This is a genomic window from Streptomyces sp. NPDC054757, from assembly GCF_053612185.1.
In genome coordinates this window covers 19,671-45,578 of record NZ_JBSHBW010000041.1, presented here as the reverse complement: position 1 = coordinate 45,578, position 25,908 = coordinate 19,671, and the positions used below count along the sequence as shown (strand labels likewise).

Below are 25,908 nucleotides of genomic sequence, written 5' to 3'. Positions count from 1 at the left end.
CCGGCCGCAGACCGGCCCCGGGCCGCCGGGTCTACGGTTCGGGCGGGGTGCGGGGCACCGTCACGGTCACCCGGAGCCCGTGCGGTTCGTTCTGCTCGTACGCGATCGTGCCGCGGCCCGCTGTCAGCAGGGCGCGCGAGATGGAGAGGCCCAGGCCCGAGCCCTTGATGTTCTGATGGCGGCCGCTGCGCCAGAAGCGGTCGCCGATGCGGGCGAGTTCCTCCTGGCTGAGGCCCGGTCCGCCGTCGGCGACCGTGATCCGGGACGAGGGGCCGTGCGAGGAGGTCTCGACCCGGACCTCCTCCCCTTCGGGGGTGAACTTCAGGGCGTTGTCGATCACGGCGTCCAGGGCGCTGGAGAGCGCGACGGGGTCGGCCCAGGCGGTGACCGCCGCGGCGCCGCCCGCGACGAGCCGGACGCCCTTGCCCTCCGCGACCGGCCGCCAGGCCGAGATCCGCTCGGCCGCCAGCTCGGCGATGTCGGTGACCCGCAGCTCCGCCGCGGTGTGCTCGGCCAGCGCGAGGTCGAGCAGATCGTCGAGGACCTGGCCCAGGCGCTTGCCCTCGGTCCGCACGGAGGCGATCTCCTCGTTGCCCTCGGGGAGTTCGAAGGCGAGCAGCTCGATCCGCAGCAGCAGGGCGGCGAGCGGATTGCGCAACTGGTGGGAGGCGTCGGCCACGAAGGCGCGCTGCTGCTCCAGCACGTCCTCCACGTTGTCGGCCATCTCGTTGAACGACCGTGCCAGACGCCGCAGTTCGGGAGGCCCGCTGCCGGACGCGACCCGCGACTTCATCAGCCCGGTCGCGATGCCGTGGGTGGCGGCGTCCAGGGTCCGCACCGGAAGCAGCACCCAGCCGGCGAGCCGGAAGGCCGCGCCCACCGCGAGCAGCATCGCCCCCGCCTCACCCGCGGCGGTCAGCAGCCAGCCGCGCAGGGTACGGGAACGCATCTGGTCGGTGGGCGAGTCGGTGACCACCACCGCGATCACATCGCCGTTCCTGACGACCGGCGACGCGACGATCAGCCGCCCGTGCTGCCAGGGCCAGATCTGGCCGGGGTCCCGGCTGCGCCGCCCCGCGAGCGCGTCATCGAAGGCGATCCGGCCCTCGCCGCTGACCGGCACCGTCCAGGACTGCGGGGCCGCGGCCATGGCGACGCGGTCCCGGTAGAAGACGCCGGCCCGGATGCCGTACACCGTCTCGTAGCGGGCGAGTTCCTCCTGGAGGGTGTCGTGCCGCTCCTGTTCGCTCGCCGGTATCTCCGTGACGAACTGCGCCTCCTCGGCCATCCGCGCGGTGTCGTCGATCCGGTCGACCACCACGTTCTGCTGCGCGGCGGATGCCACGCTCAGCGCGAGCGGGAAGCCGAGCGCGAGCAGCACGCCGGCCATGAGGACGATGAGCAGCGGAAGCAGTCGGGCGCGCACGGGAGGGGACGCGCCTCAGGCCGGGACGACGAGGCGGTAGCCGACGCCGCGCACGGTCTCGATCAGGGCGGGCAGATGCAGCTTGGAGCGGAGCGAGGCGACATGCACCTCAAGGGTGCGGCCGGTCCCCTCCCAGCTGGTCTGCCAGACCTCGCTGATGATCTGCTCCCGGCGGAAGACGACCCCGGGGCGCTGGGCGAGCAGCGCCAGCAGGTCGAACTCCTTGCGGGTCAGCTGGATTTCGCTGCCTTCCACGCTGACGCGCCGGGTGGGAAGCTGGATCTCGACGGGGCCCATACGCAGCGCCGCCGCGGGGACCGGTCCGGTGTCCTCGCCCGCGCTCTTGCGGCGGCTGACGGCGTGGATCCGGGCGAGCAGCTCACCCGTGTCATAGGGCTTGACGACGTAGTCGTCGGCGCCGAGGTTCAGTCCGTGGATACGGGACCGCACATCGGCCCGTGCCGTCACCATGATCACCGGCGTTGCGGTGCGTTTGCGGATCTTGCCGCAGACCTCGTAGCCGTCCAGGTCGGGCAGGCCGAGGTCGAGCAGTATGACCCCGAAGGGCTCCTGCTCGTCGGGCAGCAGGCAACGGAGTGCCTCCTCGCCGTTGCGGGCGTGCACGACCCGGAATCCGTGCCTGGCCAGTACGGCGGACAGGGCGGCGGCCACGTGGTTGTCGTCCTCGACGAGCAGCAGTCTCATGGGCCCCTTCTGTGGTGCGCGCTTCTGTCATCCGTACGTCTCGCCGGCCGCGGGGCCCGCCGGCCCCGGGCCTCCTCGGCCGGGGGTCTCGTCCTCGATACGCCCGGCCGTCCTCGCCGGTTCCCCGCCGGGTCGGATTCCAGCCGTACTGAGGCATCCACGCTGATGGCTGCCGCACCAGTCAAGGGGTTCCGGATCCCGCGGGTGATCCGTTACGCACCCGGTACTCCGCCCGCGGTCTGCTTCACCAGGAGTGTCCGGGCCGTGCCCGCCTGCAACCGGATCGTGATGCTCAATTTCCGCTCAGATGTGATGACGCTGGTAGGGGCGTCTCATTACTGTCCTCCTCAACCACGACCGCACTTGCGGTTGAGGAGGACGGAGCGAACAGCCGATGAGCGGAGTGCCAGTGACCAAGTCCGCCGAATCCGCCGAGGACTCATTGCCGGTCTCGGACGACCTGGTCGTACTGAGCAGCGTCAATAAGCACTTCGGCGCGCTGCATGTGCTCCAGGACATCGACCTGACCATCGCCCGCGGCGAGGTCGTGGTCGTCATCGGGCCCTCGGGGTCCGGCAAGTCCACGCTGTGCCGCACCATCAACCGCCTGGAGACGGTCGACACCGGCGCGATAACGATCGACGGAAAGCCCCTGCCCGCCGAGGGCCGGGAGCTGGCCAGGCTGCGCGCCGATGTCGGCATGGTCTTCCAGTCGTTCAACCTCTTCGCGCACAAGACCGTTCTGCAGAACGTGATGCTCGGCCAGCTCAAGGTGCGCAAGACCGAGAAGAAGACCGCCGAGGACAAGGCGCGTGCGCTGCTCGACCGGGTGGGTGTCGGTGCCCAGGCCGACAAGTTCCCCGCGCAGCTCTCCGGCGGTCAGCAGCAGCGCGTCGCGATCGCGCGGGCGCTGGCGATGGACCCCAAGGTCATGCTCTTCGACGAGCCGACCTCCGCGCTCGACCCCGAGATGATCAACGAAGTCCTTGAGGTCATGCAGCAGCTGGCCCGTGACGGCATGACGATGATCGTCGTCACCCACGAGATGGGTTTCGCGCGTTCCGCGGCCAACCGGGTCGTCTTCATGGCCGACGGGAAGATCGTCGAAGAGGCCGCCCCGGAGCAGTTCTTCAGCAACCCCCGCAGTGACCGCGCCAAGGACTTCCTGTCGAAGATCCTTCACCACTGATGAGACAGACGTCCGACGTGCGCCGAAATAGAGGATGTTCAGCATGAAGTTCCGTAAGTCCGCCGCCTTCGCGACGATCGCCGTGCTCGCTCTCACCGGCACCGCCTGCGGTGGCAAGTCCGGCTCGGCCGGCGACAACGGTGCGGCGAAGCCCGGTGGCGCCGACGCTCCCAAGCTCCCCGCGTACACCGTCGCCAAGAACGTCTCCCTCGACTCCCCCGCCTTCAAGCGGGCCAAGAAGCGCGGGAAGCTGGTGATCGGCGCGAAGGCCGACCAGCCCTACCTCGGCTTCGAGGACCAGTCGACCAAGGAGCGCTCCGGCTTCGATGTCGAGATCGCCCGGATGATCGCTGCCGACCTGGGCTTCTCGAAGGACCAGATCGAGTGGAAGACGGTGGACTCCGGTATCCGTGAGACCGCCATCTCCAAGGGCCAGGTCGACTACTTCGTCGGTACGTACACGATCAACGACGAGCGCAAGAAGCTCGTCGGATTCGCCGGGCCCTACTACAAGGCGGGTGCCGCGCTCCTCGTCCGCAAGGACGAGAAGGCCATCACGGGTCCGGAGACCCTGAAGGGCAAGAAGGTCTGCTCGATCAAGGGCTCCACCCCGCTCGCGGAGATCGAGAAGCCGAAGTACGGCGCGAAGACCACCGAGCTCGCCAAGTACTCCGACTGCGTCCAGGAGCTGCTGACCAAGCAGGTCGACGCGGTCACCACCGACGACGCGATCCTCAAGGGGTACGCGGCCCAGAACCCGAAGAAGCTCAAGGTGGTCGGCAAGCCGTTCACCGAGGAGCCCTATGGCGTCGGCATGGGCAAGAGCGACAAGGCACTGCGCGACTTCATGGACTCGGCCCTGGAGAAGCACGTCAAGGACGGCACGTACAAGAAGATCTACGACGCCACCCTCGGCCTCTCCGGCTCCTCGTACGTCGCACCGCCGGCCGTCGAGCGCTACTGATCCACCCGGCACAGCGGACCGGCTGCCCCAACGGCCGGCCCGTCGCCGCCTGTCCGTAAGCGCTGAAGCGCCCCGTACCCGGGTACGGGGCGCCGCGCCCCCTGTCTTCCAGCTGCTGCCCGCCGACGCGGAGACCTCATGAACGTACTTTTCGACCACTTTTCGGCGTTCCGCGACGGTTTCATAGGAACCCTGGAGATCACCGTCATCAGCGCGGTGATCGCCTGTGTCCTCGGCATCGTCATCGCCGGCTTCCGGGTCTCGCCCGTGCCGCCGCTGCGGTTCTTCGGGACGGCCTGGGTCACCATTCTGCGGAACACCCCGCTGACCCTGCTCTTCCTCGTCGCCACCTTCGTGGTCCCCGAGATCTTCTTCCCGGGGATGAGCCCCTTCCTGCTGGCGTCGCTGGCGCTCGGCTTCTACACCTCGTCGTTCGTCTGTGAAGCGATCAGATCCGGTATCGGCACGGTTCCGCTGGGCCAGGCCGAGGCGGCCCGCTCGCTCGGTCTGAGCTTCTCCCAGACCCTGCGGATGATCGTCCTGCCGCAGGCCACCCGGACCGTCATCGCCCCGCTGAGCAGCCTCATCATCGCGCTGACCAAGAACTCGGCCATCGCGGGCGCCTTCAGCGTCACCGAACTCTTCGGCTGGCAGAAGGCGATGAGCGACCTCGGCTACGGCATCGTTCCCATCTTCATCTGGGTCGCCATCGGCTACCTGGTCATCACCTTCGCGATCAGCGGCATCTTCCGCCTCGTCGAGAGCCGTATGGAGGTCGCCCGATGAGTGCCAGCGTGCTCTACGACGCACCCGGCCCCAAGGCCGTCGTACGCAACCGGATCTACTCGGTCCTCGGCAGTGCGGCCATCGTCGCGCTGATCGTCGTCGCCGTCGTCCGTCTCTCCAGCAAGGGGGACCTCGACGGTGGCATGTGGGACATCTTCAACTACAGCGGTATCCGCACGAACATCGCCGACGCCGTCGTCGCCACGCTGAAGGCGTTCGCCATCGGCGCGGCGGGTTCGCTGGTCCTGGGTGTGGTGCTGGTCGTGGGCCGGCTCTCCGACCACCGCCCGGTGCGGTGGCTGGCGACCGCCTTCATCGAACTGTTCCGTTCCATCCCGCTGCTGATCACCATCTACGCGATCTGGGTCGGGTTCCTCACCGACTACTCGATGTGGGCGCTGGCACTGGGCCTGGCGATCTACAACGGCTGTGTGCAGGCCGAGGTGCTCAGGGCCGGTATCAACTCCGTCCCGAAGGGACAGCGGGAGGCCGCGTACGCCCTGGGCATGCGCAAGTCGCAGGTCGTGGCGACCGTGCTGATGCCGCAGGCCGTCCGTGCCATGCTGCCGACGATCATCAGCCAGCTGGTCGTCACGCTGAAGGACACCTCGCTCGGCTACATCATTCTCTATCCGGAGCTGCTGGCGACCGCACGGCTGATCGCCAGCAACACCCCGGTCAACGGCCAGTACCCGTACGTCTCGACGATCGTCGTCATCGGCTCGATCTATCTGGCGATGTGCCTGCTCCTCTCGGCGCTCGCCACCTGGATCGAGAAGCGCGGGCGGCGGGCGAAGACCGGGATCGCCGTGGCCACGGCCGGGCCCACCGGGGCCCCGGGAGCGCTGGACCCGGTCGGGGCGGTCGCGCCCGGCGCCGACCAGGCTCCGGGAACGGCCGTACCGACCACGGACGGCACCGTATCCGGGAAGTGAGCGCCGCGCGGGTGAGGTGAGTCCGGGCCAGGGGTGAGCCCACCCCGCCGCATACCGCCGTCACTTGACGCAAGCACCCGCAGTGGGTTGCATACGTTCTGTGATCGCGCACCGGGCTCTACCTGCCATCAGCCACTTCTCCGCACGGGTTCGAGGAGCCGCACCGTGGACCCGGTGATCATCGTCGGCGCGGGCCCGGTCGGGCTCGCGCTGGCTCTGGCGCTCGCCGCCCAGGACGTCCCGTCCGTCGTGCTCGAGGAAGGGACAGGCGAGGACGGACCGCGGCCCGCCCGCACGGTCGTACTGCGCCCGGAATCCGCTGACTTCCTGGGCGGGCTCGGCTGTGCGACGGCGCCGGGTGAGACCGCGCGCTGGGTGGCCTGGCGGTCCCTCAGGCGGAGCCAGCAGATGCAGCGGGTCGTCTTCGACGAGCCCGGCCGGGGCTCCGCCAGACCGCTGGGGACCAGCGGGCAGTCACTCACCGTCAGTGGGGTCAGTGGCTCCGGTGGACCGGACGGGGCCGATACGACCGGCGGGCTGGGTGCGACCGGCGGGTCCGGACCTGGCGGACCCTCGCCGCTCCATCTGCCCCAGCACGCGCTGACCCGCGGGCTGCGGGCGGCGATCGCCAAGCGCGAGCAGGTGAAACTGGTCACCGGCAGCCGGGTGGACACCGTGGAACAGGACCACACCGGCGTGACCGTGCACACGGCGGGACCCCAGGGGACCTGGTGGCGCGGCAGCCATCTGGTCGGCTGCGACGGGGCCCGGTCCACCGTCCGCAAACTGCTCGGTATCCGCTTCCCCGGCCGTACGGCGGTGGAGCGCCACGCGGTGGCCGCGCTCCGCACCGAACTGCCCTGGCCGGGCGAGGCGTTGCTGCACCGGCTGCCGCCCTGGCGCACCGGCGGCGAAGAGGTGACGGCCCGTCCGCTGCCGGACGACGTCTGGCGGATCGACTGGCTGCTTCCGCCGCGCGCCGAACTGGTCACCCCCGAGGCGCTGGTGGCGCGGGTCCGGGCGGCGCTGGCCGGCTGGTGCGGCGGTGAGACACCCCCGTACGAACTGATCGACACCGGCGTCTACACCCTGCACCACCGGCTGGCCAGGCGCTGGCGGGTGGGCCGGGCCTTCCTCGCCGGGGACGCCGCGCATCTGCTGGGCGCGCTCGGCACCCAGGAACTGGACGAGGGGCTGCTGGACGCCGGCAACCTCGCCTGGAAACTGGCCCAGACCTGGCACCACGGGGCGTCCGAGCTGCTGCTCGACAGCTACCAGGCGGAGCGCCGTACGGCGGTCGCGGCCCGGCTGCGCGCCGCTGACCAGTCCCTTCCGATACTGCGCGGCCGCGGTGGACTGCGGGCCTACCTCCCCGGCCGGGCGCGCGGGCACGACGCGCTGCTCGCGGACGGCCATCTGGGCAGCGGCGCACTCGGCGCGCCCCCCGGGTACGCCCACTCACCGCTGGCACCGCCGCGCACGCCCTCGCAGACCGCGGTGGGTACGGCCGCGGGCGCCCCGGTCGCCGACGTACGGGTCACGGCGCCGGACGGTACGGCCGTACGACTGCGCGAACGGCTCGGGCGCGGGCAGCTCCTTGTGGTGCTGGTCGCACCGGGCACCGGGGTGTGGGACCGGCGGCACTGGATGAAGGCGGGAGTGATGCCGAGGCTGGCCGCCGCGGTGAGCGCACTGCCGGTCAGGGGCGAACTCCTGGTCGCCGAGGCCTATCCGGGCGCTTCGGCGCACACCGTGCTGCTGGTGCGCCCGGACGGACATCTGGTCACCGCGTTCAGCGGAGTGCGCCCCGCCGAACTGTACGAAGCGGCCGACGCGGTCCGGGGCGGGGCGCCGACGACGGTCCGGGAGGAGAGCACCGCGGACGTCAATTGACCGTCGTGGGCGCACATGGTGTACTGCGGAGCGTGACCGACACCGATGTGCGCCTGTGGCGGAGGGTCCATATGGACCTCGTCCGCTATGCGGGCTGCACGTGTCGCCCATCCCGCTGATTCGCCTCTCCCCCGCGTGCCTGCGCCGCACCGTGCTGTTCTTTTCCGGGCTGCCGCGCCGCACGTCTCCGCGAACCACTCCGGACGGTCACCATGTCTCTCTCCGCACCCCTGCCTGCCCCCGCGCCCGCACGCTCCACCGCGCCCACCGCGAGCCGCCTCCTCGACTTCGTCACCCGCACCGCGGCCGACTCCGAACTCATCCGCTCGCTCCCCCTCGATCCCGGGGGCCGTACCTGGATCCGGCTGGACGGTCCCGGCGGGAGCGAGGCATGGCTGATCGGCTGGCCGCCGGGCACCGGCACCGGCTGGCACGACCACGGGGGCTCCCGGGGCGCGTTCGCCACGGCGGCCGGCGTGCTCACGGAGGACTCCCTTGCCGCTCGGCTGCCCACCGAAGGGTGGAAGACCCTCGAACTGGCCGACGGGGTGGACCGCACCCGGCAGCTGTCATCCGGTGACGGACGGGCCTTCGGCGCCCACCATGTCCACCAGGTGCTCAACGAGTCCGCCGCCGAGCACGCGGTCTCCGTGCACGCCTACTATCCGCCGCTGCCGCTGATGCGCCGCTACAGCCGCAGCGGCCCGCTCCTCCGCCTGGAGCAGGTCGAGCACCCCGGGGAGTGGGAGTGAGCGAGCCCTCCGAGCCGTCGCCCCCGCCCGGGCCGGTACCGGCGGGGGAGCCGCTCCCCGTACCCGGCCTGCTTCCTGCACCGGACCCGCTTCCCGCACCGGGCCCGGTCTCGGTGGACGAGCTGCTGGAGCGGGTCCGGTCGCAGCTCGACCGGATCGGGCCCCGGGAGGCTTTCGACGCCGCCGCGCGAGGGGCGCTGCTGGTGGACATCCGGTACGCGGAGCTGCGAGAGCGCGACGGACTGATCCCCGGGGCTCTGGTGGTCGAGCGCAACGAGCTGGAGTGGCGGCTCGACCCGCAGGGCAGCCACCGCGCACCGGAGGCCACCGGCCACGGTCTGCGGACCGTGGTGATCTGCAACGAGGGGTACGCGTCGTCCCTCGCCGCAGCCTCCCTGCAACAGCTGGGCCTCTACCGGGCGACCGACCTCATAGGCGGCTTCCAGGCCTGGCGCGCGGCGGGCCTCCCGGTCGACGGGCCATGAACTGGGAGCCCCGGATCGGTGAGCCCTGAACTCCGGACTGATCCATCGTGAACTGCTGAGCCCCGAACCGGTGGACTCCCCCGAACAGGCCGGGCCCTGGCCGTGCCAGGCCCTGAACAAGCCGGTCCCCGACCTTGCAGGGCCAGGAACGGCGGGAGTGCCCGGACAGCCGCTGAAGGCTGAAAGTCCGGGCGGCCGGCCGGGGCGGGTGTCCTTGCACCTCGGGAGGTGTCCGGACACCCGGCATGCCTGGACACCCCCGTAGCCCAGCGCCCCGTAGCCCAGTGAGCCGCCCCCACCCCACTACCCGTCGTCCTGGAGCCCCCCGCGCTCCAGGTCGGCCAGGTCCTCGCCCTCCTCCTCCAACGCCCGCCGCACCACCCGCAGGGCCATGCCCTCCGGGTATCCCTTGCGGGCGAGCATGCCCGCGAGGCGCCGCAGCCGTTTGTCGCGGTCCAGCCCCCGTGTCGTGCGAAGCCTGCGGGTGACCAGCTCCCGGGCGGTCTCCTCCTCCCGCTCGGAGTCCAGCTGCCCGACAGCCTCTTCGATGAGCTCGGAGCCCACCCCCTTCGTACGGAGCTCCCGGGCGAGCGCCCGCTTGGCGAGCCCCCGCCCATGGTGGCGGGACTCCACCCAGGCATCCGCGAAAGCCGCGTCGTTGATGAGCCCCACCTCTTCGAAGCGGGACAGCACCTCCTCGGACACCTCGTCGGGGATGTCCCGCTTCTCCAGGGCTTCGGCCAGTTGCTTACGGGTGCGTGCGGTCCCGGTGAGCAGGCGCAGGCAGATGGCCCGTGCCTGCTCCGCCGGATCCTGGGGCTTCTGCGGGCCCTGGTCCTGGGACCGCTTCTGCTGCGACCACTCTTGCCGGGACCGCTGCCGTCGCGGTCCCGCTGCTCCAGCCCCCTGTCCGTCCTCGCTCTCACCCTCGCCACCGGAGTCCGTGGCATCCGGCCACTCGGTTCTCCGGACCACGGATCAGCTCTTGGCCACGGCGGTCTTGGCCGTCTTGGCCTTGCCGCCGGCCGCCGGAGCGGGAACCGTCTTCGCCGCCTCATCGGCCGCGGGGGTGCCTGCAGCGCCCGCCTCGTCTCCGAGCTCGGCCTCCCGCCTGACGCCGATACCCAGCTTCTCCAGGATCTTCTTCTCGATCTCGTTGGCGAGATCGGGGTTGTCCTTCAGGAAGTTCCGGGCGTTCTCCTTGCCCTGCCCGAGCTGGTCACCCTCGTACGTGTACCAGGCGCCCGCCTTGCGCACGAAGCCGTTCTCCACGCCCATGTCGATCAGGCCGCCCTCGCGGCTGATGCCCTGGCCGTAGAGGATGTCGAACTCGGCCTGCTTGAAGGGCGGCGAGACCTTGTTCTTGACGACCTTGACCCGGGTGCGGTTGCCGACCGCTTCCGTGCCGTCCTTCAGCGTCTCGATCCGGCGGATGTCGAGGCGTACCGAGGCGTAGAACTTCAGCGCCCGGCCACCGGTGGTGGTCTCGGGAGAGCCGAACATGACGCCGATCTTCTCGCGGAGCTGGTTGATGAAGATCGCGGTGGTCTTCGACTGGTTCATCGCACCGGTGATCTTGCGGAGCGCCTGGCTCATCAGCCGGGCCTGCAGACCCACGTGCGAATCGCCCATCTCGCCCTCGATCTCCGCACGCGGCACCAGAGCCGCGACGGAGTCGACGACGACCAGGTCGAGTGCGCCGGAACGGATCAGCATGTCGACGATTTCCAGGGCCTGCTCGCCGTTGTCCGGCTGGGACAGGATGAGGTTGTCGATGTCGACGCCGAGCTTCCTCGCGTACTCGGGGTCGAGAGCGTGCTCCGCGTCGATGAAGGCCACCTGGCCGCCGAGCCGCTGGGCATTCGCCACCGCGTGCAGCGTCAGCGTCGTCTTGCCGGAGGACTCAGGACCGTACACCTCGACCACCCGGCCGCGCGGCAGACCGCCGACGCCGAGCGCGACATCGAGAGCGGTCGACCCGGTGGGGATGACCTCGATGGGCTCGTTGGGCCGCTCGCCCAGACGCATCACCGCGCCCTTGCCGAATTGCCGTTCAATCTGGGCGAGAGCGGCGTCCAGCGCCTTCTCGCGGTCGTTGCCTGCTGCCATGGGTTCCACCCGATTTGCTTGAGTCGATCGCTTCACGTCAATGACGCTAACCCCTGCCACTGACAATGGGCTCCGAAGCCCGTCCCGCCTGTGGACAACTCGGTGGACAACGCAGTGGGCAACGCAGTCGAGAACTCGTCCGAGTACCGGGCCAGACCCCCATAAGAACGGCTGTTCGATTTTGCTGTCAAGCGCGCCACGCGGGTGCCGGACCGGTCGGCGGCCGGGCCGGTCGAGGCCGGCGGACCGGACGGAACGAGACCGCAGGCCCCGAGCGGTGAACTTTTCCGTCCCGGTCGGCATCGGATCTTGTGATGCGAAAAAACCGACGTGGACTTGTTGCACGCCGAAGGTATGCGCCGCGAAGATCCCTGACCGCTCTGCCCTGCTTGCTCTGCAACGGGAGGAGACGGGGCGGGGAGGAAGCGCCGGAATGGAACGCGACCGGTGGCGAGCACCGGCCCATGGGCCGCCGCACGCCGACCAGTTGACGGAACGACCGGTTGACCGATCGGCCGGTTGAACCCTGCCGATCATGGAACCATTGCCACCGGGCCGCCGTCCTTCTGGGAGAGAACCCGGTAACCCCGGTTTCCCGACCGGCGTGTCCGTCTTCCGGCATCCCCAGCTTGCGTGCCGGTCCTCCAGCGCTCGGGCAGCCGGGTCTCCCCCGCCCCCACTCCCCCCACACACTTCCGCTCCGGCACTCCCACGCCACCGACCCGGCGCCCTCCCCAGGTGCCGGAGGCGCCTCAGCGCCGCCCTTCCGACCGTACGGGCCCGCGCCACGCGGTCCTGCGCTGCCCGTCGCGACCGCAGCACCGCCCGTCCATGCCACAGATCAGACTCAGGTGAACCTCATGCCTTCTGCCGACACCCTGGCCTCCACCGAGACCACCAGCACCTCCGGAACCACCGGAACTGCCGAAACCATCGACGCCGTACGCAGCCGCTTCTTTCCCGTACGGCTCCCCGGCGCGAGCAGCGGAGTCGGCCGCTGCGTCGACGAGGCGACATTCCGGGAAGCGGTCGGAGCGATCTACGCGGATGTCTTCCCGGACCGGGACGCCTACCCGTACCGCCCCAAGTCCGAGGAGCTGGCCGCGGAATACCGGGCGCTCCACCAGGAGCGGATCCTCATGGAGGACGGCGACGGCAAGGTGATGGGGTGGCTGAAGGGCCGCATGGCGGACCCCGACACGTTCTATCTGGGCACGAGCGGAATGCTGCCGGAATACCGCGCGCAGCGCGTCGCCGCTCTCTGCTACGTCAAGCTGCTGGAGTATCTGCGGGCGCTCGGCTACGAGCGGGTGACCTCCGAGCACCACCCGGGCAACCGCACCGCGATGATCTTCCAGCTCAAGCACGGATTCAGCATCGAGGGCATGAGCCTGGACGAGCGCTGGGGACCGATGGTCAAGATGGTGCGCTTCTTCGACAAGGACCGCCAGGCCGAGTTCGACCGGCGCTTCGGCTTCGAGCAGTACCCGAAGGGCGCCTGACCGCGCACTGCGTCCACGCGCCGCCGACCGCGCGGCCGGGCGCCCGATCCACCGGCAGAAGCCCCTTCGCCACTCTCCCTTGAACCTTGAACAGGCGGCGGTTCCGTGCGGAGCCGCCGCCCCTGGGGCGTGTCCGGCGCAGGGCCCCTGTCAACACCCCCACTCAGCGACCCGATGAGGAAGCGTGCACATCACCTATCTGCTCGCCACCGGCAGCAACGCGATCTACGACGGAAAGTACAGCCAGCGCGGGCGCTTCCACACCTACGGCCAGCAAAGCTTCGTCCTCGACCTGATCAGGACCATGAGCCGGGCGGGCCACAGCGTGCGGCTCATCGTCGACACGCCTGCCAGCTTCGCCCTGACCTCGACGTTCAACGGTATGGACGCCGTCACCGTGACGGAGGAGATCGACCCTTCGGGCAAGACCGATCTGATCCTGGTCGACGAGGTGCCCGATGAGATGCTGATGCACTTCGACGCGCACATACCGGCGTTCAGGATCGTCCACCACGCGGGCCGGCGCTCGTCCGACTACCTCGTCTCGCGCTGCGCGCGCTTCCTGTGCATGACCGAGAACGCGCTGTCGCTGCAGCAGAAGTACCTCCCTCCGGACCGTGCGGTCCTCGTCCACCAGGGCGTCGACCTGGAACGCTTCCCCGCGGTCCTCACCAGGAGCGGCGGGCGGCGGCCACGGGTCCTGGTCTACTGCCGGATGGACTCCGGGCGCGAGGCGCTCCTCGGCCGGATCATCGAGAACATCGACCGCGAGGAACTCCTCGTGTACGTGGCGGGCGACGGCCCGGGGTTCTGGGACACCAGCGACCGCTTCGGCAGCGACATCGTTCTCATCAACCATGTGCCGTGCCAGTCGATACCCAACCTCCTCGCGGAGATGGACGTGGTCATCTCGCTCGGGCGCGGTGCGATGGAGGCCATGGCGACGGGGATCCCGACTCTCTGCGCGGGCCACCACTACGCCGGGCCCGTCACGGCGGACAACATCGGCTCCCTGCTGCGGTACAACCTCACCGGCGCCGACAGCGACCGCGATCCGGCCCTGGTCATGACGGACATCCGCGAGGCACTGCACTCCGACCGCCGGGCCGTCCGGGCCCTGGCGGAGGAACGGCTGTCGGCCGACGCGTTCATGGAGAGCGTCTCCGATCTGTACGCGCAGCTCGCCGGATGACGGACGGGGCAACGGGCGGAGCAACGGGTGGGACGGCGCACAGCACCGGCGACGCGGCGCCGCACGGGGCGCCCGACACGACACCGGGCGGGGTGACCGGCGCACCCCGGGACGGGCCGGCCGACACCGCACAGGACAGTGCGGCCGGCGGGGCGGCCGGCGCGACATCGGGCGTACGCGCGCCGGGACTTCTCGCGTCCCGCAACGCACGGCTCTACTACACCGGGCTGGTCGTCTCTCAGGTCGGCACCAACACACAGCTCGTGGCCCTGGGCTGGTTCACCTACCAGCTCAGCCACAACGCGGTCGTGCTGGGAATCGTCACCGCCGCACCGATCTTCACGATGCTGCTGTTCAGCCAGGTGGGCGGGCTGGCCGCCGACCGCTTCCCACCGCGCCGGGTGCTGCTGTGCACCCACTCCCTGCTCGCCGTACTGGCTCTGCTGCTGGGCCTGTTGGCGCGCAGCGGCTCGCTCGCGGTGTGGCATCTCGTGGTCAGCGCGCTCTGTGTCGGCGGCATCAACGCGATCGGTCTGCCGACGGAGCAGGTCTTCGTAGCGGAAGTCGCGGGCGATGCCCTGCTCAGGCGGGCGGTCACGCTCAACAACGTCATTCTCAACCTGTCGTTGGTCGTGGGCTCCTCCCTGGCGGGGCCTCTCATGGGTGCGGTGGGGCTGGGCGGGGTGGCCCTGCTGAACGGGCTCTCCTATCTGACGATGCTCACCGCGCTCCTCCTCGTCCGCCCGGCGCAACTCCATGCCCGCCCCCGGCGGACGGGAGGGCGCCCCCGGGTGCGCGGCGCCTGGGGGTACGTACGGCACAGCCCCGGCCTCACGCTCCTGCTGCTCGTCATCGGCACGGTCGGCCTCTTCGGCACGAGTCTGCCCTCGCTGCTGCTCCTGCTGACGTCCAGCGAACTCACGGAGCAGGCCGGGGCATACGGCATCCTGCTCGCCGTCATCTCCGTCGGCTCCCTCATCGGGGCCTGGCTGACCTGGAGCACCAAGATCGTGCTGGGCACGGTGCTGGTGGGCAGCATCCTGCTCGGGATCCTGGAACTCGTCACCGCGGCCATGCCGTCCCTGCTGACCCTCGGCCTGGTGCTGCTGCCGGTCGGAATGGTCTCGCTCATCCTGCGGGCAGGCCTGCTCAGCCTGGCGCAGCTCCAGACGCTGCCGGAGTTCCGGGGCCGGGTGATGGCGATCTTCCAGCTGGTCTACCGCGGGGGCTGGTTCCTCGGCACCCTGCTCGCGAGCTGGGCGGCGCAGATGTGGGGCCCCCGCCCGGCGATCGCGTGGGGCGGGGCGGCGGTGACCCTGGCCGTCATGGCGATCGTGCTGGTGATGACGGTGTTCCGCGCCATGTCGGTGTCGCTGGTCGCTCGGCGCGTTCCCCGCGTACGGATTGCCCTCGCGCCGGAGCCGGAGGGCCGGCACCGGCGTCCTCCGCGCCATATGACCGCGGAATCATGAGGGCGGCGCCGCGGTCTCGCGGTCTCCTCAGGGGGCGGTCCGAGGAGGCCGTCGCAAGGGGGGCCGTCTCAAGGGGCTGATGTGTCGTCGCCGCCGTTCCCCGGCCTCGGGACCCGGCCCTGGAACAGGGAGCCCCTGATCCGCGCGGGCACCGAGGCCGCGTCCCGGAGCCCGCGTACGTCACGTATCCCGCGCCTCCCGTGGACGCGCGGATCGTCCGTGACGTCGTAGCGCTTCACATAAACGCCCAGGAACGCCTGGAGGGTGGCCACCGCCGGAATGGCGATCAGCGCGCCCACCGCACCCAGCAGCGCGGTACCCGCGATGACCGAGCCGAAGGCCACCGCGGGATGGATGTCGACGGCCTTCGCCGTGAGCTTCGGCTGCAGCCCGTAGTTCTCGAACTGCTGGTAGATCACCACGAAGACCAGCACCCACACCGCGTACCAGGGGTTCACCGTGAAGGCGAGCAGCATGGGCAGCGCGCCCGCCAGATAGGTGCCGATGGTCGGGATGAACTGGGAGACCAGACCGACCCAGACCGCGAGCGCGGGGGCGTACGGCACGTTCAGCACGACGAGCACGATGTAGTGCGCCACGCCGGAGATCAGTGCCATCACACCGCGCGAGTAGAGATAGCCGCCGGTCTTGTCGACCGCGATCTCCCAGGCCCGCAGCACCTCGGTCTGCTTCGACGGCGGCAGTACGGAGCACAGGGCGCGTCGCAGGCGTGGGCCGTCGGCCGCGAAGTAGAAGGCGAACAGGAAGATCGTCAGCAGCCGGAAGAGGCCGCCCAGCACGGTGGTCGACACGTCGAGGACACCGCTCGCACTGTTCTGGACGTACTTCTGCAGCCAGTCCGAGTGCAGCACGCTGTCCTGGACCTGCACCCGGGACAGCTCGCTGTGGAAGGTGTGGTTGGTCCAGTTGATCACCACGTCCAGGTACTTGGGGAACTCCTCGACCATGTCCACGATCTGTCCGGCGAGCATCGAGCCGAGCAGGAAGACGAATCCGGCCGCCGCGAGCGCCACCGCGAAGAAGACCAGGAAGGTGGCGAGGCCGCGGCGCATGCCGCGCGCCGCCATCCGCCCCACCGCGGGCTCCACGGCCAGCGCCAGGAAGAACGCGATGAGGATGTTCGTCAGCAACCCGATGAGCTGGTAGAACGCCCAGCTGCCCAGCTCGAAGCAGGCGACGAGGGCGAGGGCGAGCACCATCGCCTTCGGCAGCCAGCGGGGCATGGATGCGCGGCCCGCAGGCACACCGCGCCCGGTGGCGGGCGGGGGCGTGGCACTGCCCGGCGCGGCCCGGTCCGCGGTGGTCCGGTCACCGGTCGTCCGGTCCGCGGCGGTGTCGTCCGGGGTCATCTGGTCCTCGGCAGTCTCTTCGGTCGTCGATCGGTGGCACAGGCATGCGATGGCACGGGCCCAGTCTTGCGCACCCCTGTGACAACCGGCCGCACGGCCCGGGCCCGGGCGGCGCTCAGCGCCGTTCCTCGGGGATGCCGGCCGCGGCGCAGACGCCCCGCCAGACGTCCTTCGTCTCCCAGCCGGCGGCCAGTGCCTCGTGCACCGTACGACCGCCCAGCTCCGCCATCACATGGTCACGCGCGAACGAGTCGGCGTACGCCTCGCCGAAGTGCTCCGCCATCCGTTCCCAGAAAATCGTCAACCGCATGACTTCAGTATCCAGCCCCTGGGAGTGCAGCCCAGCCCGTCTCCCTTGCCCCCGGCTCTTTCCGCTCTACCTTCGGAGCATGGCTGGAACCGGAGCATCTCCTCTCGCACGCGCCGAGCACTTCATCTGGCTGACGGCCCGGGTGCTGGAACAGCGGAGGTTCGCGTACCACTTCCTCGACGGACGCGCCGACGCGGTGGAAGCGGCACTCGCCGCCCACCTCAATCCGGACGGCGGGTACGGGCACGGGCTCGAACCCGATCTGCGCGGACCGGTGAGCCAGCCCCTGCACACGGCGCACGCGCTGCATGTACTCGACTCCGTGGGGCGCTGCGGCGGGATGCGGGTGGAGCGGGTGTGCCGCTATCTGACCGGGGTCTCCACCAGGGACGGCGCACTGCCCGCAGTCCACCCCTCGCAGCGCGGCTACCCCTGCGCGCCGTTCGTCCCGGTGGTCGACGACCCGCCGAGCGAACTGCTGGCCACCGGGCCCGTGGTGGGTGTGCTGCACCGCAATGAGGTCTGGCACGCCTGGCTCTTCCGGGCCACCGAGTTCTGCTGGAGGGCCGTCGACGCGCTGGAACACTCCCACCCGTACGAGATCCAGGCGGCGGTCGCCTTCCTGGACGGGGTCCCCGACCGGTCCCGGGCGGAGGCGGCTGCCGACCGGCTGGGCCGGCGGGTGCGGGAACAGCGGCTGGCCGTGCTGGACCCGGCGGACCGCGCGTCGTATCCGGTCGCGCCGGGGTACGCGCCGGGGGAACTGCACTTTCCGTACGACTACGCGCGCGTGCCCGGTTCCCTGGCGCGCGGCTGGTTCACCGACGAGGAGATGGACCGGTCACTGGACTTCCTGGCGGACGAGCAGGGCCAGGACGGCGGCTGGCCGGTCAACTGGCGTTCCTGGGCGCCGGCCCCCCTGATGGAGGCAAGGCCCATGGTGACGGTCCAGGCGCTGCTGACGCTGCGCGCACACGGCCGCGGCATCGCCTGACGGTGCCGTGGCCGCGTAGCCCAGCGTGCGCGGCGCTGCGGGGCGCGCGGGGTCCAACGGAGCGCGGGGTCTAACGGAGCGCGGGGGTGTACCCACGCGTGGGGTTCAGCCCAGTGCGCGCACCCCCGCGGTGACCACCACCGCTGCCCCGACGATGACCAGGAAGGGAGCGCGCAGGGCCAGCGCGAGCGCCGCCGCTGCGACCCCGGCGACCCGTGCGTCCACCGTGAGGTGGTGGCCGCTTCCGAAGGTCTGCTGGGCGGTGAGGGCCGCCAGCAGCGCGACCGGGAGCAGCGCGGACAGCCGCTTGACGACCGGCCGCTCAAGCATGCCCGCGGGGATCAGCAGACCCAGCAGTTTGGCCAGGTAGCAGCCGATGGCCGTCACCCCGATCGCGATCCAGACGCCGTTCATCGCTCCGGTCCCTCCTTCTTCTCCTGCCCGGCGCCCCGCTCCGGGCAGGAGCGCTTGTCCGCCCCCGGCGCACGGCTTACTTCGCGCCCCTTGAAGAGCAGGACGGCCGGAGCCGCGAGTGCGGCGACCAGCACCGGCGCCCCGCCGGGCAGCAGCGGCAGCAGTCCGAGCCCCAGTACGACGGCGAGCCCGGCGACCGCCCGTTCTGTCGCCGTCCGCAGCATGGGGGCGAGGAGCGCCAGGAAGACCGCGGGGCCGGCGGCGTCGAGGCCCCAGGCCCCGGTGTCGCCGAGCGCCCGCGCACCCAGCGCCCCGAGCAGCGTCGTGAGGTTCCACAGCACGTACAGCGTCAGGCCCGTGGCGGTGAAGCCGATCCGGGCAGCACGCCGGGTCGCCTGGGCGAGGGTGACGGCGGTCGTCTCGTCGATCACCCAGTGCGCGGCGAGAGGCCGTACGGCGCGCGGCAGGGCCAGCAGCTGGGACAGCCGCAGCCCGTAGAAGGTGTTGCGGACTCCGAGGAAGAAGGCGCCCGCTGCGGCGGCGAACGGGCTGCCGCCTGCCGCGAGCGCACCGACCAGCGCGAACTGCGAGGCGCCGGTGAAGACCAGCAGGCTGAGCAGGCAGGTCTGCAGCAGGCTGAGACCGGAGCCCGCCGAGGTCACGCCGAATGCGAACCCGGAGAGGCCGACCGCGACGCCGACACCCAGCGCGTCCCGGACGACGGCCGCGTCCGCCCGCTGCTCCGGCCCTGTGCCTGGCCGGTCCGGTCCTGTGCCGGGGTCTTCCGGTCCCGTACGGGGCTGTTCCGGTCCGGTGCCGGTCTGTTCCGGTCTCGCGCCTGGCCGGCCCGGTCCGGTGCCGGGGTCCGTGAATATTGTCCGATCCGTTGCCACCGGGCAGACGCTACGAGGAACGGCCCGGCCCGGTCTTGTACGTTCTTGCGCGTTCCCGCTGGTAGGCACCCGGCGGCACCCCCACGATCCGGGTGAAATGCCGGTTCAGATGGGGCTGGTCGGCGAACCCGACGGCGGCCGCGGTCGCCGCGGGGGTGGCGCCCGCCTCCAGGAGGTGCCTGGCCCGCCGCACCCGGGCATCGGTGAGCCAGCTGTGCGGCGGCATGCCGTACGCCGTCCGGAAGGCACGCAGCAGGGCGAAGGGGCTCGTACCGAGGCCGGTGGCGAGCTGTTCGAGAGACGGCGGCCGCACCATCCGCTCCTCCAGCACCGCACGCGCGCGGGCCGCGTTCCCGGCGCCCGCCGTGCGCGGCACCCGTTCGGGGAGCCGGCCCCCGTGGGCGCGCAGCAGCCGGGCGACGGCGAGCCGTAGCAGACTGTCGGCGGCCAGCGCGTTGCCCTGCTCGGCCGCGCGGTGCACCCCGACGACGAGGCGCGCGGCCTCCGCGTCGTCGACGACCGGTGAGGTGAAGCCGACCGGGCCGCTGAGGGTGCTGATGTCGGAGGCGACTTCGGCGATCAGTCCTGCGGCCGGGTAGAGCGTCCGGTAGACCCAGCCCTCGGGTACGCCGGCGAATCCGGTGTGCGCGGTGTCGGGGTTCACCAGGGCGAGCTGCCCCGGCCCCGCCCTGACCAGCTCGTCGCGGTAGTGGAAGGCCTCGACGCCATAGGTGATCGCGGCCATGACGAACGACTCGTGCGTGTGCCTCGGGAACGATTTGCGGATGTAGCGGGCGTGCAGCAGATCGACGCCCGGCAGCGCGTCGAGCTGCCAGTGCCGTGCCTGCTCCCGGTCGCCCGGTCCTGCTGTTCCCGATACCTCCATGCCTCCATTGTTTCCCCAGGTCCGGGCGGTTGTCAGTGGTGCGGTGCACGATGGGGACATGGTGACGTCAGCGCTCGACTCCTTCTCCCCCGCGACCCGCGGCTGGTTCACGGGCGCCTTCACCGCGCCCACCCCGGCCCAGGACGGTGCGTGGCGGGCGATCGGTGCCGGGTCCGATGTGCTGGTCGTGGCGCCGACCGGTTCCGGCAAGACGCTCGCCGCGTTCCTCGCCGCCCTCGACCAGCTGGCTTCGGCGCCCCCGCCCGCCGAAGCCAGGAAGCGCTGCCGGGTGCTGTATGTCTCCCCGCTCAAGGCGCTCGCGGTCGATGTCGAGCGCAACCTCCGCAGCCCGCTGACCGGTATCCGTCAGGAGTCGGTGCGGCTCGGGCTCCAGGAGCCCGATGTCCGGGTCGGTATCCGCTCGGGCGACACCCCCGCCACCGAGCGGCGGTCGATGGCGCTCCGCCCGCCGGACATCCTGATCACCACCCCCGAATCGCTCTTTCTGATGCTCACCTCGTCCGCGCGGGAAGCGCTGACGGGCGTCGAGACGGTGATCCTGGACGAGGTCCACGCCGTCGCGGGCACGAAGCGCGGTGCCCACCTCGCCGTCTCCCTGGAGCGGCTGGACGAGCTGCTGCCACGCCCGGCCCGCCGTATCGGGCTGTCGGCGACGGTCAGGCCGGTCGACGAGATCGCCCGCTATCTCTCGCCGCAGCGCAAGGCCGTGATCGTGCAGCCCGCGTCGGGCAAGGAGTTCGACCTCTCGGTGGTCGTCCCCGTCGAGGACCTGGGCGAGCTGAGTGGTTCTCCGGCCTCCGACACCGATCCGGACAAGGCGGAGAAGCCCTCCATCTGGCCGCATGTCGAGGAGCGCATCGCGGATCTGGTGCAGGCGCACCGCTCGACGATCGTCTTCGCCAACTCCCGCCGCCTGGCGGAGCGCCTGTGCAACAGGCTGAACGAGATCGCGTACGAGCGGGCCACCGGGGAGGTCATGCCCGAGGCCCACTCCCCCGCCGAAGTGATGGCCGAGTCGGGCGCCGCCAAGGGTGCGCCCCCGCTGCTGGCCCGTGCGCACCACGGCTCGGTCTCCAAGGAGCAGCGCGCCCAGGTCGAGGAGGACCTCAAGGCGGGCCGGCTGCCCGCGGTCGTGGCCACGTCCAGCCTTGAGCTGGGGATCGACATGGGGGCTGTCGATCTGGTCATCCAGGTCGAGTCACCGCCGTCGGTGGCCTCCGGCCTCCAGCGGGTGGGCCGCGCCGGACATCAAGTCGGCGCCGTCTCCACCGGTGTCGTCTTCCCCAAGTACCGGGGGGACCTGGTGCAGGCCGCCGTGGTGACCGAGCGGATGCGGACCGGCTCGATCGAGGCGCTGCGCGTCCCGGCGAACCCGCTGGACGTGCTCGCCCAGCAGCTGGTCGCCATGGTGGCGCTCGACAGCTGGCAGGCAGACGACCTGCTGGCGGTGGTCCGCCGCGCCGCACCGTTCGCCGCACTCCCCGAATCCGCTTTCACAGCGGTCCTGGACATGCTCGCCGGACGCTATCCGTCGGACGCCTTCGCGGAGCTGCGCCCGCGTGTGGTGTGGGACCGCATCGCCGGTACAGTCACCGGCCGCCCCGGGGCGCAGCGTCTCGCCGTCACATCCGGCGGCACCATCCCCGACCGCGGACTCTTCGGGGTCTTCCTCGCCGGGGCCGACCCCAAGAAGGGCGGGGGCCGGGTCGGCGAGCTGGACGAGGAGATGGTCTACGAGTCCCGGGTGGGTGACGTCTTCACCCTCGGCACCACCTCCTGGCGCATCGAGGACATCACCCGTGACCGGGTGCTGGTCACCCCGGCGCCGGGGGTGCCGGGCCGGCTGCCGTTCTGGAAGGGCGACCAGCTGGGCCGCCCGCTCGAACTGGGCCGTGCCGTGGGCGCGTTCCTCCGTGAGGTGGGCGGGCTCGCACCGGACGACGCGCGGCTGCGGCTGCTCGCCGCCGGGCTGGACGCCTGGGCGGCCGACAATGTCCTCGGCTATCTGGACGAGCAGCGCCGCGCCTGCGGCCATGTGCCGGACGACCGGACCATCGTCGTCGAGCGGTTCCGCGACGAGCTGGGCGACTGGCGGGTGGTGGTCCACTCCCCGTTCGGCGCCCAGGTGCACGCGCCCTGGGCGCTCGCGCTGGGCGCCAAGCTCTCCGAGCGGTACGGGATGGACGCCCAGGTCATGCACGCCGACGACGGGATCGTGCTGCGGCTCCCCGACGCGGATCTGATGGGCCTCGACCTGCTGGACGCCGATCCGGCCGCGCCGGGCATCGAGTACGACACGGAACAGGCCCCGCTCGGGGCGGCCGATGTGGCCTTCGACAAGGGCGAGATCAACCAGATCGTCACCGACCAGGTCGGCAGCTCGGCCCTGTTCGCCTCCCGTTTCCGCGAGTGCGCGGCCCGAGCGCTCCTCCTGCCGCGCCGCAGCCCCGGAAAGCGGACGCCGCTGTGGCAGCAGCGCCAGCGAGCCTCCCAGCTGCTTCAGGTCGCGAGCGAGTTCGGCTCGTTCCCGATCGTTCTCGAAGCCGTTCGCGAGTGCCTGCAGGACGTGTTCGACGTACCCGGTCTCACCGAGCTGATGGGCGACATCGAGTCGCGCCGTGTCCGGCTCGTCGAAGTCACCACGGCCGAGCCTTCACCCTTCGCCCGCTCGCTCCTCTTCGGCTATGTCGCCCAGTTCCTCTACGAGGGCGACTCACCGCTCGCCGAGCGGAGGGCGGCGGCCCTCTCGCTGGACTCCCGGCTCCTCGCCGAGCTGCTCGGCCGGGCCGAGCTGCGCGAGCTGCTGGACGCCGATGTGCTGGACGAGTTGGAGAGAGAGCTCCAGTGGCTGACGGAGGACCGGCGGATCAAGGACGCCGAGGGGGTCGCGGACCGGCTGCGGCTGCTGGGCCCGCTGACCGACGCCGAGCTGGCCGGCCGCGGGGCGGAGCCGCAGTGGGCACCCGACCTGGCAGCCGCCCGGCGCGCCATCCGGGTCCGTATCGCGGGGACCGACCACTGGGCGGCGATCGAGGACGCGGGCAGGCTCCGGGACGCGCTCGGCACCGCGCTCCCGGTGGGGGTGCCCGAGGCCTTCACGGAGCCGGTCAAGGACCCGCTGGGCGATCTGCTCTCCCGCTTCGCCCGGACGCACGGCCCGTTCACCTCGTCCGCGGCAGCGGCGCGCTTCGGTCTGGGCAGCGCGGTCACGGACGGCGCGCTGCAGCGGCTCGCCGCGGCGGGCCGGGTGGTCCAGGGCGAGTTCCACCCCTCGGGCATCGGCCAGGAGTGGTGCGACGCCACGGTGCTGCGCAGGCTCCGCCGCCGTTCTCTGGCAGCTCTGCGCGAGGAGCTGGAACCGGTGCCGCCCGAGGCGCTGGCCTCGTTCCTGCCCCAGTGGCAGCACCTCGGCGACGGCAGCCTGCGGGGCATCGACGGACTGGCACGCGCCGTCGAGCAGCTCCAGGGAGCGCCTGTCCCCGCCTCCGCACTGGAGAGACTGATCCTGCCGTCCCGGGTGGCCGGCTACACCCCGGCGCTCCTCGACGAACTCACCACGACGGGTGAGGTCGTCTGGGCGGGAGCGGGCGCGCTCCCGGGCAAGGACGGCTGGATCTCCCTCTTCCTCGCGGACAGCGCGCCACTGCTCGTCCCACCCCCGCACCCTCTGGAGCTGAGCGCGCTGCACGAGTCCGTGCTCCAGGCCCTCGCCCCCGGCTACGGCCTGTTCTTCCGCCAGCTCAAGGATCATGTCCGCGCCACCACCCACCCGGACTGCACCGATCCCCAACTGGCCGACGCCATCTGGGACCTGGCCTGGTCGGGCCGGCTGACCAACGACACACTGGCCCCGCTCCGCTCCCTGCTGGGCTCCGGCCGTACGGCGGGCTCCACCGCCCACCGGGCCCGCCGTACGGTCCCGCGCGGGCGGTACGGCTCCCTCACCGGGGCGGCACGCCCCGGCTCACGGACCGGGCCACCGACCGTGGCCGGCCGCTGGTCCGTGCTGCCGGCCGCCGAGCCCGACGCGACCCGCCGGGCGCACGCCCTGGCCCGTACGCTCCTGGACCGGCATGGTGTCGTCACCCGCGGCGCGGTCTCGGCCGAGGGTGTCGAGGGCGGCTTCTCCGCGGTCTACCGCATCCTCTCCGCGTTCGAGGACACCGGGCAGGCCAGACGGGGCTATGTCGTGGAGGGCCTGGGCGCGGCGCAGTTCGCGATGGACGGCGCGGTGGACCGGCTGCGTGCCGCGTCCACCGCACGGGACCGCGCGGAAGCGGGCGCGCCGGGCCGGGCGGTGGTGCTGGCCGCGGCGGATCCGGCCAACGCCTATGGAGCGGCGCTGCCCTGGCCGGAGTCCCCGGGCGGGGTGGGCCACAAGCCAGGCCGCAAGGCGGGCTCCCTCGTCGTCCTGGTCGACGGAGAGCTCGTCCTCTATATGGAGCGCGGCGGCAAGAGCCTGCTGTCCTGGCCCACCGAGCCCGACCACCCCGGGCTGCTCGCCGCGGGGCAGGCCCTCGCCGCAGCGGCGGCTTCGGGGGCTCTCGGCACCGTGACCGTGGAGCGCACCAATGGTGCGTCCGCCCTCACCTCCGACCTGGGCCGCACCCTGGAGGCGGCCGGATTCGTCGCCACCCCCAGGGGGCTGCGGCTGCGGGCCTGAACAGCGCGGGTCTGCGGGTCCCGCCGTGCAGCCCGCATCATGGAGACATGCCCGAAGGAGACAGCGTCCACCAGGCGGCCACGCGACTGCACACGGCGCTCGCCGGCCACGTTCTCACCCGGTTCGACCTGCGCGTCCCCCGGTTCGCCACCGCAGATCTCACCGGGCGCACCGTCCTCGGCGTCATCCCGCGCGGCAAACACCTGCTGACACGTGTCGAAGGCGGCCTCACTCTGCACAGCCATCTGCGGATGGAAGGCGCCTGGAAGGTCTACGTCCCGGGTGAACGCTGGCGCGGCGGCCCCACGTACGAGATCCGTGCCGTCCTCGGGACGTCCGGCCACACCGCCGTCGGCTACCGCCTCCCCGTACTCGAACTGCTGCGGACCACCGACGAGAGCACGGTGGTGGGCCATCTCGGCCCGGACCTCCTGGGCCCCGACTGGGACCCCGGCAGAGCACTCACCAACCTGCTGGCCGACCCCGGCCGGCCGCTCGTCGAGGCCCTGCTCGACCAGCGCAACCTCGCAGGAATCGGAAATGTCTTCGCAGCGGAGATCTGCTTCCTGCTGCGCGCCACCCCCTGGCTGCCGGTCGGGCAGCTCCCCCGCCCCGAAAGGGCGGTCACCGTGGCGAAGAAGCTACTGGAGGCCAACCGCGACCGCCCGGTCCGCAGCACCACGGGCCGGCCGGACCAGCGTCTGTACGTTTACGGACGCGCACCCCGCCCCTGCCTGCGCTGCGGCACCTCCGTACGCCGGGCCATCCGCACCGACAGCGGCCAGGGCAACGGCAGCCGTGAGCGTCCGACGTACTGGTGCCCCACCTGCCAGACCGGACCCACCGAACCCACCAGTCCCACAGAACCCACCAGCCCCACTGATCCCACCGCCTCCTAGCCCCCGCCCGCAACACAGTTGACGACCCGTCAGTTCCGGTCGTACGGT

23 protein-coding genes are annotated in these 25,908 nt (G+C 71.3%); 14 read left to right on the top strand and 9 right to left on the bottom strand.

Going from position 1 to position 25,908, the window contains the following annotated elements:
* Positions 1 to 31 precede the first annotated feature (31 nt).
* Both ACWGKJ_RS32015 and ACWGKJ_RS32010 read right to left on the bottom strand, forming a co-directional pair.
* Positions 32 to 1,426 (bottom strand): sensor histidine kinase, encoded by a 1,395-nt coding sequence (locus ACWGKJ_RS32015; protein WP_385024688.1) that lies wholly within the window; start codon positions 1,424 to 1,426, stop codon positions 32 to 34.
* 15 nt (positions 1,427 to 1,441) lie between these two features.
* The gene (locus ACWGKJ_RS32010) at positions 1,442 to 2,131 is read right to left on the bottom strand and encodes a response regulator transcription factor (protein ID WP_385024686.1); all 690 of its coding nucleotides are present in this window, start codon (positions 2,129 to 2,131) and stop codon (positions 1,442 to 1,444) included.
* A gap of 394 nt (positions 2,132 to 2,525) precedes the next feature.
* On the opposite strand from ACWGKJ_RS32010, the gene ACWGKJ_RS32005 reads away from it, so the two are divergent.
* From ACWGKJ_RS32005 to ACWGKJ_RS31970, 8 genes are all read left to right on the top strand, one after another.
* Positions 2,526 to 3,320, top strand: coding sequence for an amino acid ABC transporter ATP-binding protein (locus ACWGKJ_RS32005; protein WP_385024684.1), 795 nt, complete (start codon positions 2,526 to 2,528; stop codon positions 3,318 to 3,320).
* A gap of 43 nt (positions 3,321 to 3,363) precedes the next feature.
* Positions 3,364 to 4,284, top strand: a complete 921-nt coding sequence (locus ACWGKJ_RS32000) for a glutamate ABC transporter substrate-binding protein (RefSeq protein ID WP_385024682.1) — start codon at positions 3,364 to 3,366, stop codon at positions 4,282 to 4,284.
* Positions 4,285 to 4,422: 138 nt separating this feature from the next.
* The gene (locus ACWGKJ_RS31995; protein WP_385024680.1) at positions 4,423 to 5,070 is read left to right on the top strand and encodes an amino acid ABC transporter permease; all 648 of its coding nucleotides are present in this window, start codon (positions 4,423 to 4,425) and stop codon (positions 5,068 to 5,070) included.
* Entirely contained in the window at positions 5,067 to 6,005 is a 939-nt protein-coding gene (locus tag ACWGKJ_RS31990; protein ID WP_385024678.1) for an amino acid ABC transporter permease, read from the top strand. Before ACWGKJ_RS31995 ends, ACWGKJ_RS31990 begins: the two co-directional genes overlap by 4 nt.
* Positions 6,006 to 6,170: 165 nt before the next feature.
* Positions 6,171 to 7,898: an FAD-dependent monooxygenase gene (locus tag ACWGKJ_RS31985; RefSeq protein WP_385024676.1), complete on the top strand. Its 1,728-nt coding sequence runs from the start codon at positions 6,171 to 6,173 to the stop codon at positions 7,896 to 7,898.
* A gap of 5 nt (positions 7,899 to 7,903) precedes the next feature.
* Positions 7,904 to 8,017 carry a putative leader peptide gene (locus tag ACWGKJ_RS31980; protein ID WP_385024674.1) on the top strand — a complete coding sequence of 38 codons (114 nt, stop codon included), beginning with the start codon at positions 7,904 to 7,906 and terminating at the stop codon, positions 8,015 to 8,017.
* A gap of 93 nt (positions 8,018 to 8,110) precedes the next feature.
* Positions 8,111 to 8,650: a cupin domain-containing protein gene (locus ACWGKJ_RS31975; RefSeq protein ID WP_385024672.1), complete on the top strand. Its 540-nt coding sequence runs from the start codon at positions 8,111 to 8,113 to the stop codon at positions 8,648 to 8,650.
* A gap of 68 nt (positions 8,651 to 8,718) precedes the next feature.
* Positions 8,719 to 9,135 carry a rhodanese-like domain-containing protein gene (locus tag ACWGKJ_RS31970; protein ID WP_385024715.1) on the top strand — a complete coding sequence of 139 codons (417 nt, stop codon included), beginning with the start codon at positions 8,719 to 8,721 and terminating at the stop codon, positions 9,133 to 9,135.
* Positions 9,136 to 9,438: 303 nt separating this feature from the next.
* Here ACWGKJ_RS31970 and recX read toward each other — a convergent pair whose 3' ends face one another.
* Both recX and recA read right to left on the bottom strand, forming a co-directional pair.
* Positions 9,439 to 10,110 (bottom strand): recombination regulator RecX, encoded by a 672-nt coding sequence (gene recX / locus ACWGKJ_RS31965; protein ID WP_385024670.1) that lies wholly within the window; start codon positions 10,108 to 10,110, stop codon positions 9,439 to 9,441.
* A gap of 3 nt (positions 10,111 to 10,113) precedes the next feature.
* Positions 10,114 to 11,244, bottom strand: coding sequence for a recombinase RecA (recA, locus tag ACWGKJ_RS31960; protein WP_385024668.1), 1,131 nt, complete (start codon positions 11,242 to 11,244; stop codon positions 10,114 to 10,116).
* Between the two features lie 860 nt (positions 11,245 to 12,104).
* Here recA and ACWGKJ_RS31955 point away from each other — a divergent pair.
* The 3 genes from ACWGKJ_RS31955 (at position 12,105) to ACWGKJ_RS31945 (ending at position 15,410) form a co-directional block, all read left to right on the top strand.
* The gene (locus ACWGKJ_RS31955; RefSeq protein WP_385024666.1) at positions 12,105 to 12,746 is read left to right on the top strand and encodes a GNAT family N-acetyltransferase; all 642 of its coding nucleotides are present in this window, start codon (positions 12,105 to 12,107) and stop codon (positions 12,744 to 12,746) included.
* A 184-nt stretch (positions 12,747 to 12,930) separates the two neighbouring features.
* Positions 12,931 to 13,938 (top strand): glycosyltransferase family protein, encoded by a 1,008-nt coding sequence (locus tag ACWGKJ_RS31950; protein ID WP_385024664.1) that lies wholly within the window; start codon positions 12,931 to 12,933, stop codon positions 13,936 to 13,938.
* Complete coding sequence (locus tag ACWGKJ_RS31945; protein ID WP_385024662.1) at positions 13,935 to 15,410, top strand: MFS transporter; 1,476 nt, start codon at positions 13,935 to 13,937, stop codon at positions 15,408 to 15,410. Before ACWGKJ_RS31950 ends, ACWGKJ_RS31945 begins: the two co-directional genes overlap by 4 nt.
* A gap of 68 nt (positions 15,411 to 15,478) precedes the next feature.
* Here the strand turns inward: ACWGKJ_RS31945 and ACWGKJ_RS31940 are convergent, their stop codons facing one another.
* Together ACWGKJ_RS31940 and ACWGKJ_RS31935 are read right to left on the bottom strand one after the other, a co-directional pair.
* A complete protein-coding gene (locus tag ACWGKJ_RS31940) occupies positions 15,479 to 16,654 on the bottom strand; it encodes an AI-2E family transporter (protein ID WP_385024713.1) in 1,176 nt (391 codons plus the stop codon).
* 241 nt (positions 16,655 to 16,895) lie between these two features.
* A complete protein-coding gene (locus ACWGKJ_RS31935) occupies positions 16,896 to 17,090 on the bottom strand; it encodes a DUF3046 domain-containing protein (protein WP_385024660.1) in 195 nt (64 codons plus the stop codon).
* A gap of 79 nt (positions 17,091 to 17,169) precedes the next feature.
* On the opposite strand from ACWGKJ_RS31935, the gene ACWGKJ_RS31930 reads away from it, so the two are divergent.
* A complete protein-coding gene (locus tag ACWGKJ_RS31930; RefSeq protein WP_385024658.1) occupies positions 17,170 to 18,084 on the top strand; it encodes a hypothetical protein in 915 nt (304 codons plus the stop codon).
* Positions 18,085 to 18,189: 105 nt separating this feature from the next.
* Here the strand turns inward: ACWGKJ_RS31930 and ACWGKJ_RS31925 are convergent, their stop codons facing one another.
* From ACWGKJ_RS31925 to ACWGKJ_RS31915, 3 genes are read right to left on the bottom strand one after another with little or no spacing between them, the layout of a single operon-like run.
* A complete protein-coding gene (locus ACWGKJ_RS31925; RefSeq protein WP_385024656.1) occupies positions 18,190 to 18,498 on the bottom strand; it encodes an AzlD domain-containing protein in 309 nt (102 codons plus the stop codon).
* On the bottom strand, positions 18,495 to 19,373 hold the full coding sequence (locus tag ACWGKJ_RS31920) for an AzlC family ABC transporter permease (protein WP_385024711.1): 879 nt from the start codon (positions 19,371 to 19,373) through the stop codon (positions 18,495 to 18,497). Before ACWGKJ_RS31920 ends, ACWGKJ_RS31925 begins: the two co-directional genes overlap by 4 nt.
* A gap of 28 nt (positions 19,374 to 19,401) precedes the next feature.
* Positions 19,402 to 20,277 (bottom strand): AraC family transcriptional regulator, encoded by an 876-nt coding sequence (locus tag ACWGKJ_RS31915; protein ID WP_385024654.1) that lies wholly within the window; start codon positions 20,275 to 20,277, stop codon positions 19,402 to 19,404.
* A gap of 58 nt (positions 20,278 to 20,335) precedes the next feature.
* Here ACWGKJ_RS31915 and ACWGKJ_RS31910 point away from each other — a divergent pair, with 58 nt between their 5' ends.
* Both ACWGKJ_RS31910 and ACWGKJ_RS31905 read left to right on the top strand, forming a co-directional pair.
* Positions 20,336 to 24,961: an ATP-dependent helicase gene (locus ACWGKJ_RS31910; protein ID WP_385024652.1), complete on the top strand. Its 4,626-nt coding sequence runs from the start codon at positions 20,336 to 20,338 to the stop codon at positions 24,959 to 24,961.
* A 47-nt stretch (positions 24,962 to 25,008) separates the two neighbouring features.
* Entirely contained in the window at positions 25,009 to 25,860 is an 852-nt protein-coding gene (locus ACWGKJ_RS31905) for an Fpg/Nei family DNA glycosylase (RefSeq protein WP_385024650.1), read from the top strand.
* The last annotated feature ends 48 nt before the right edge of the window (positions 25,861 to 25,908 follow it).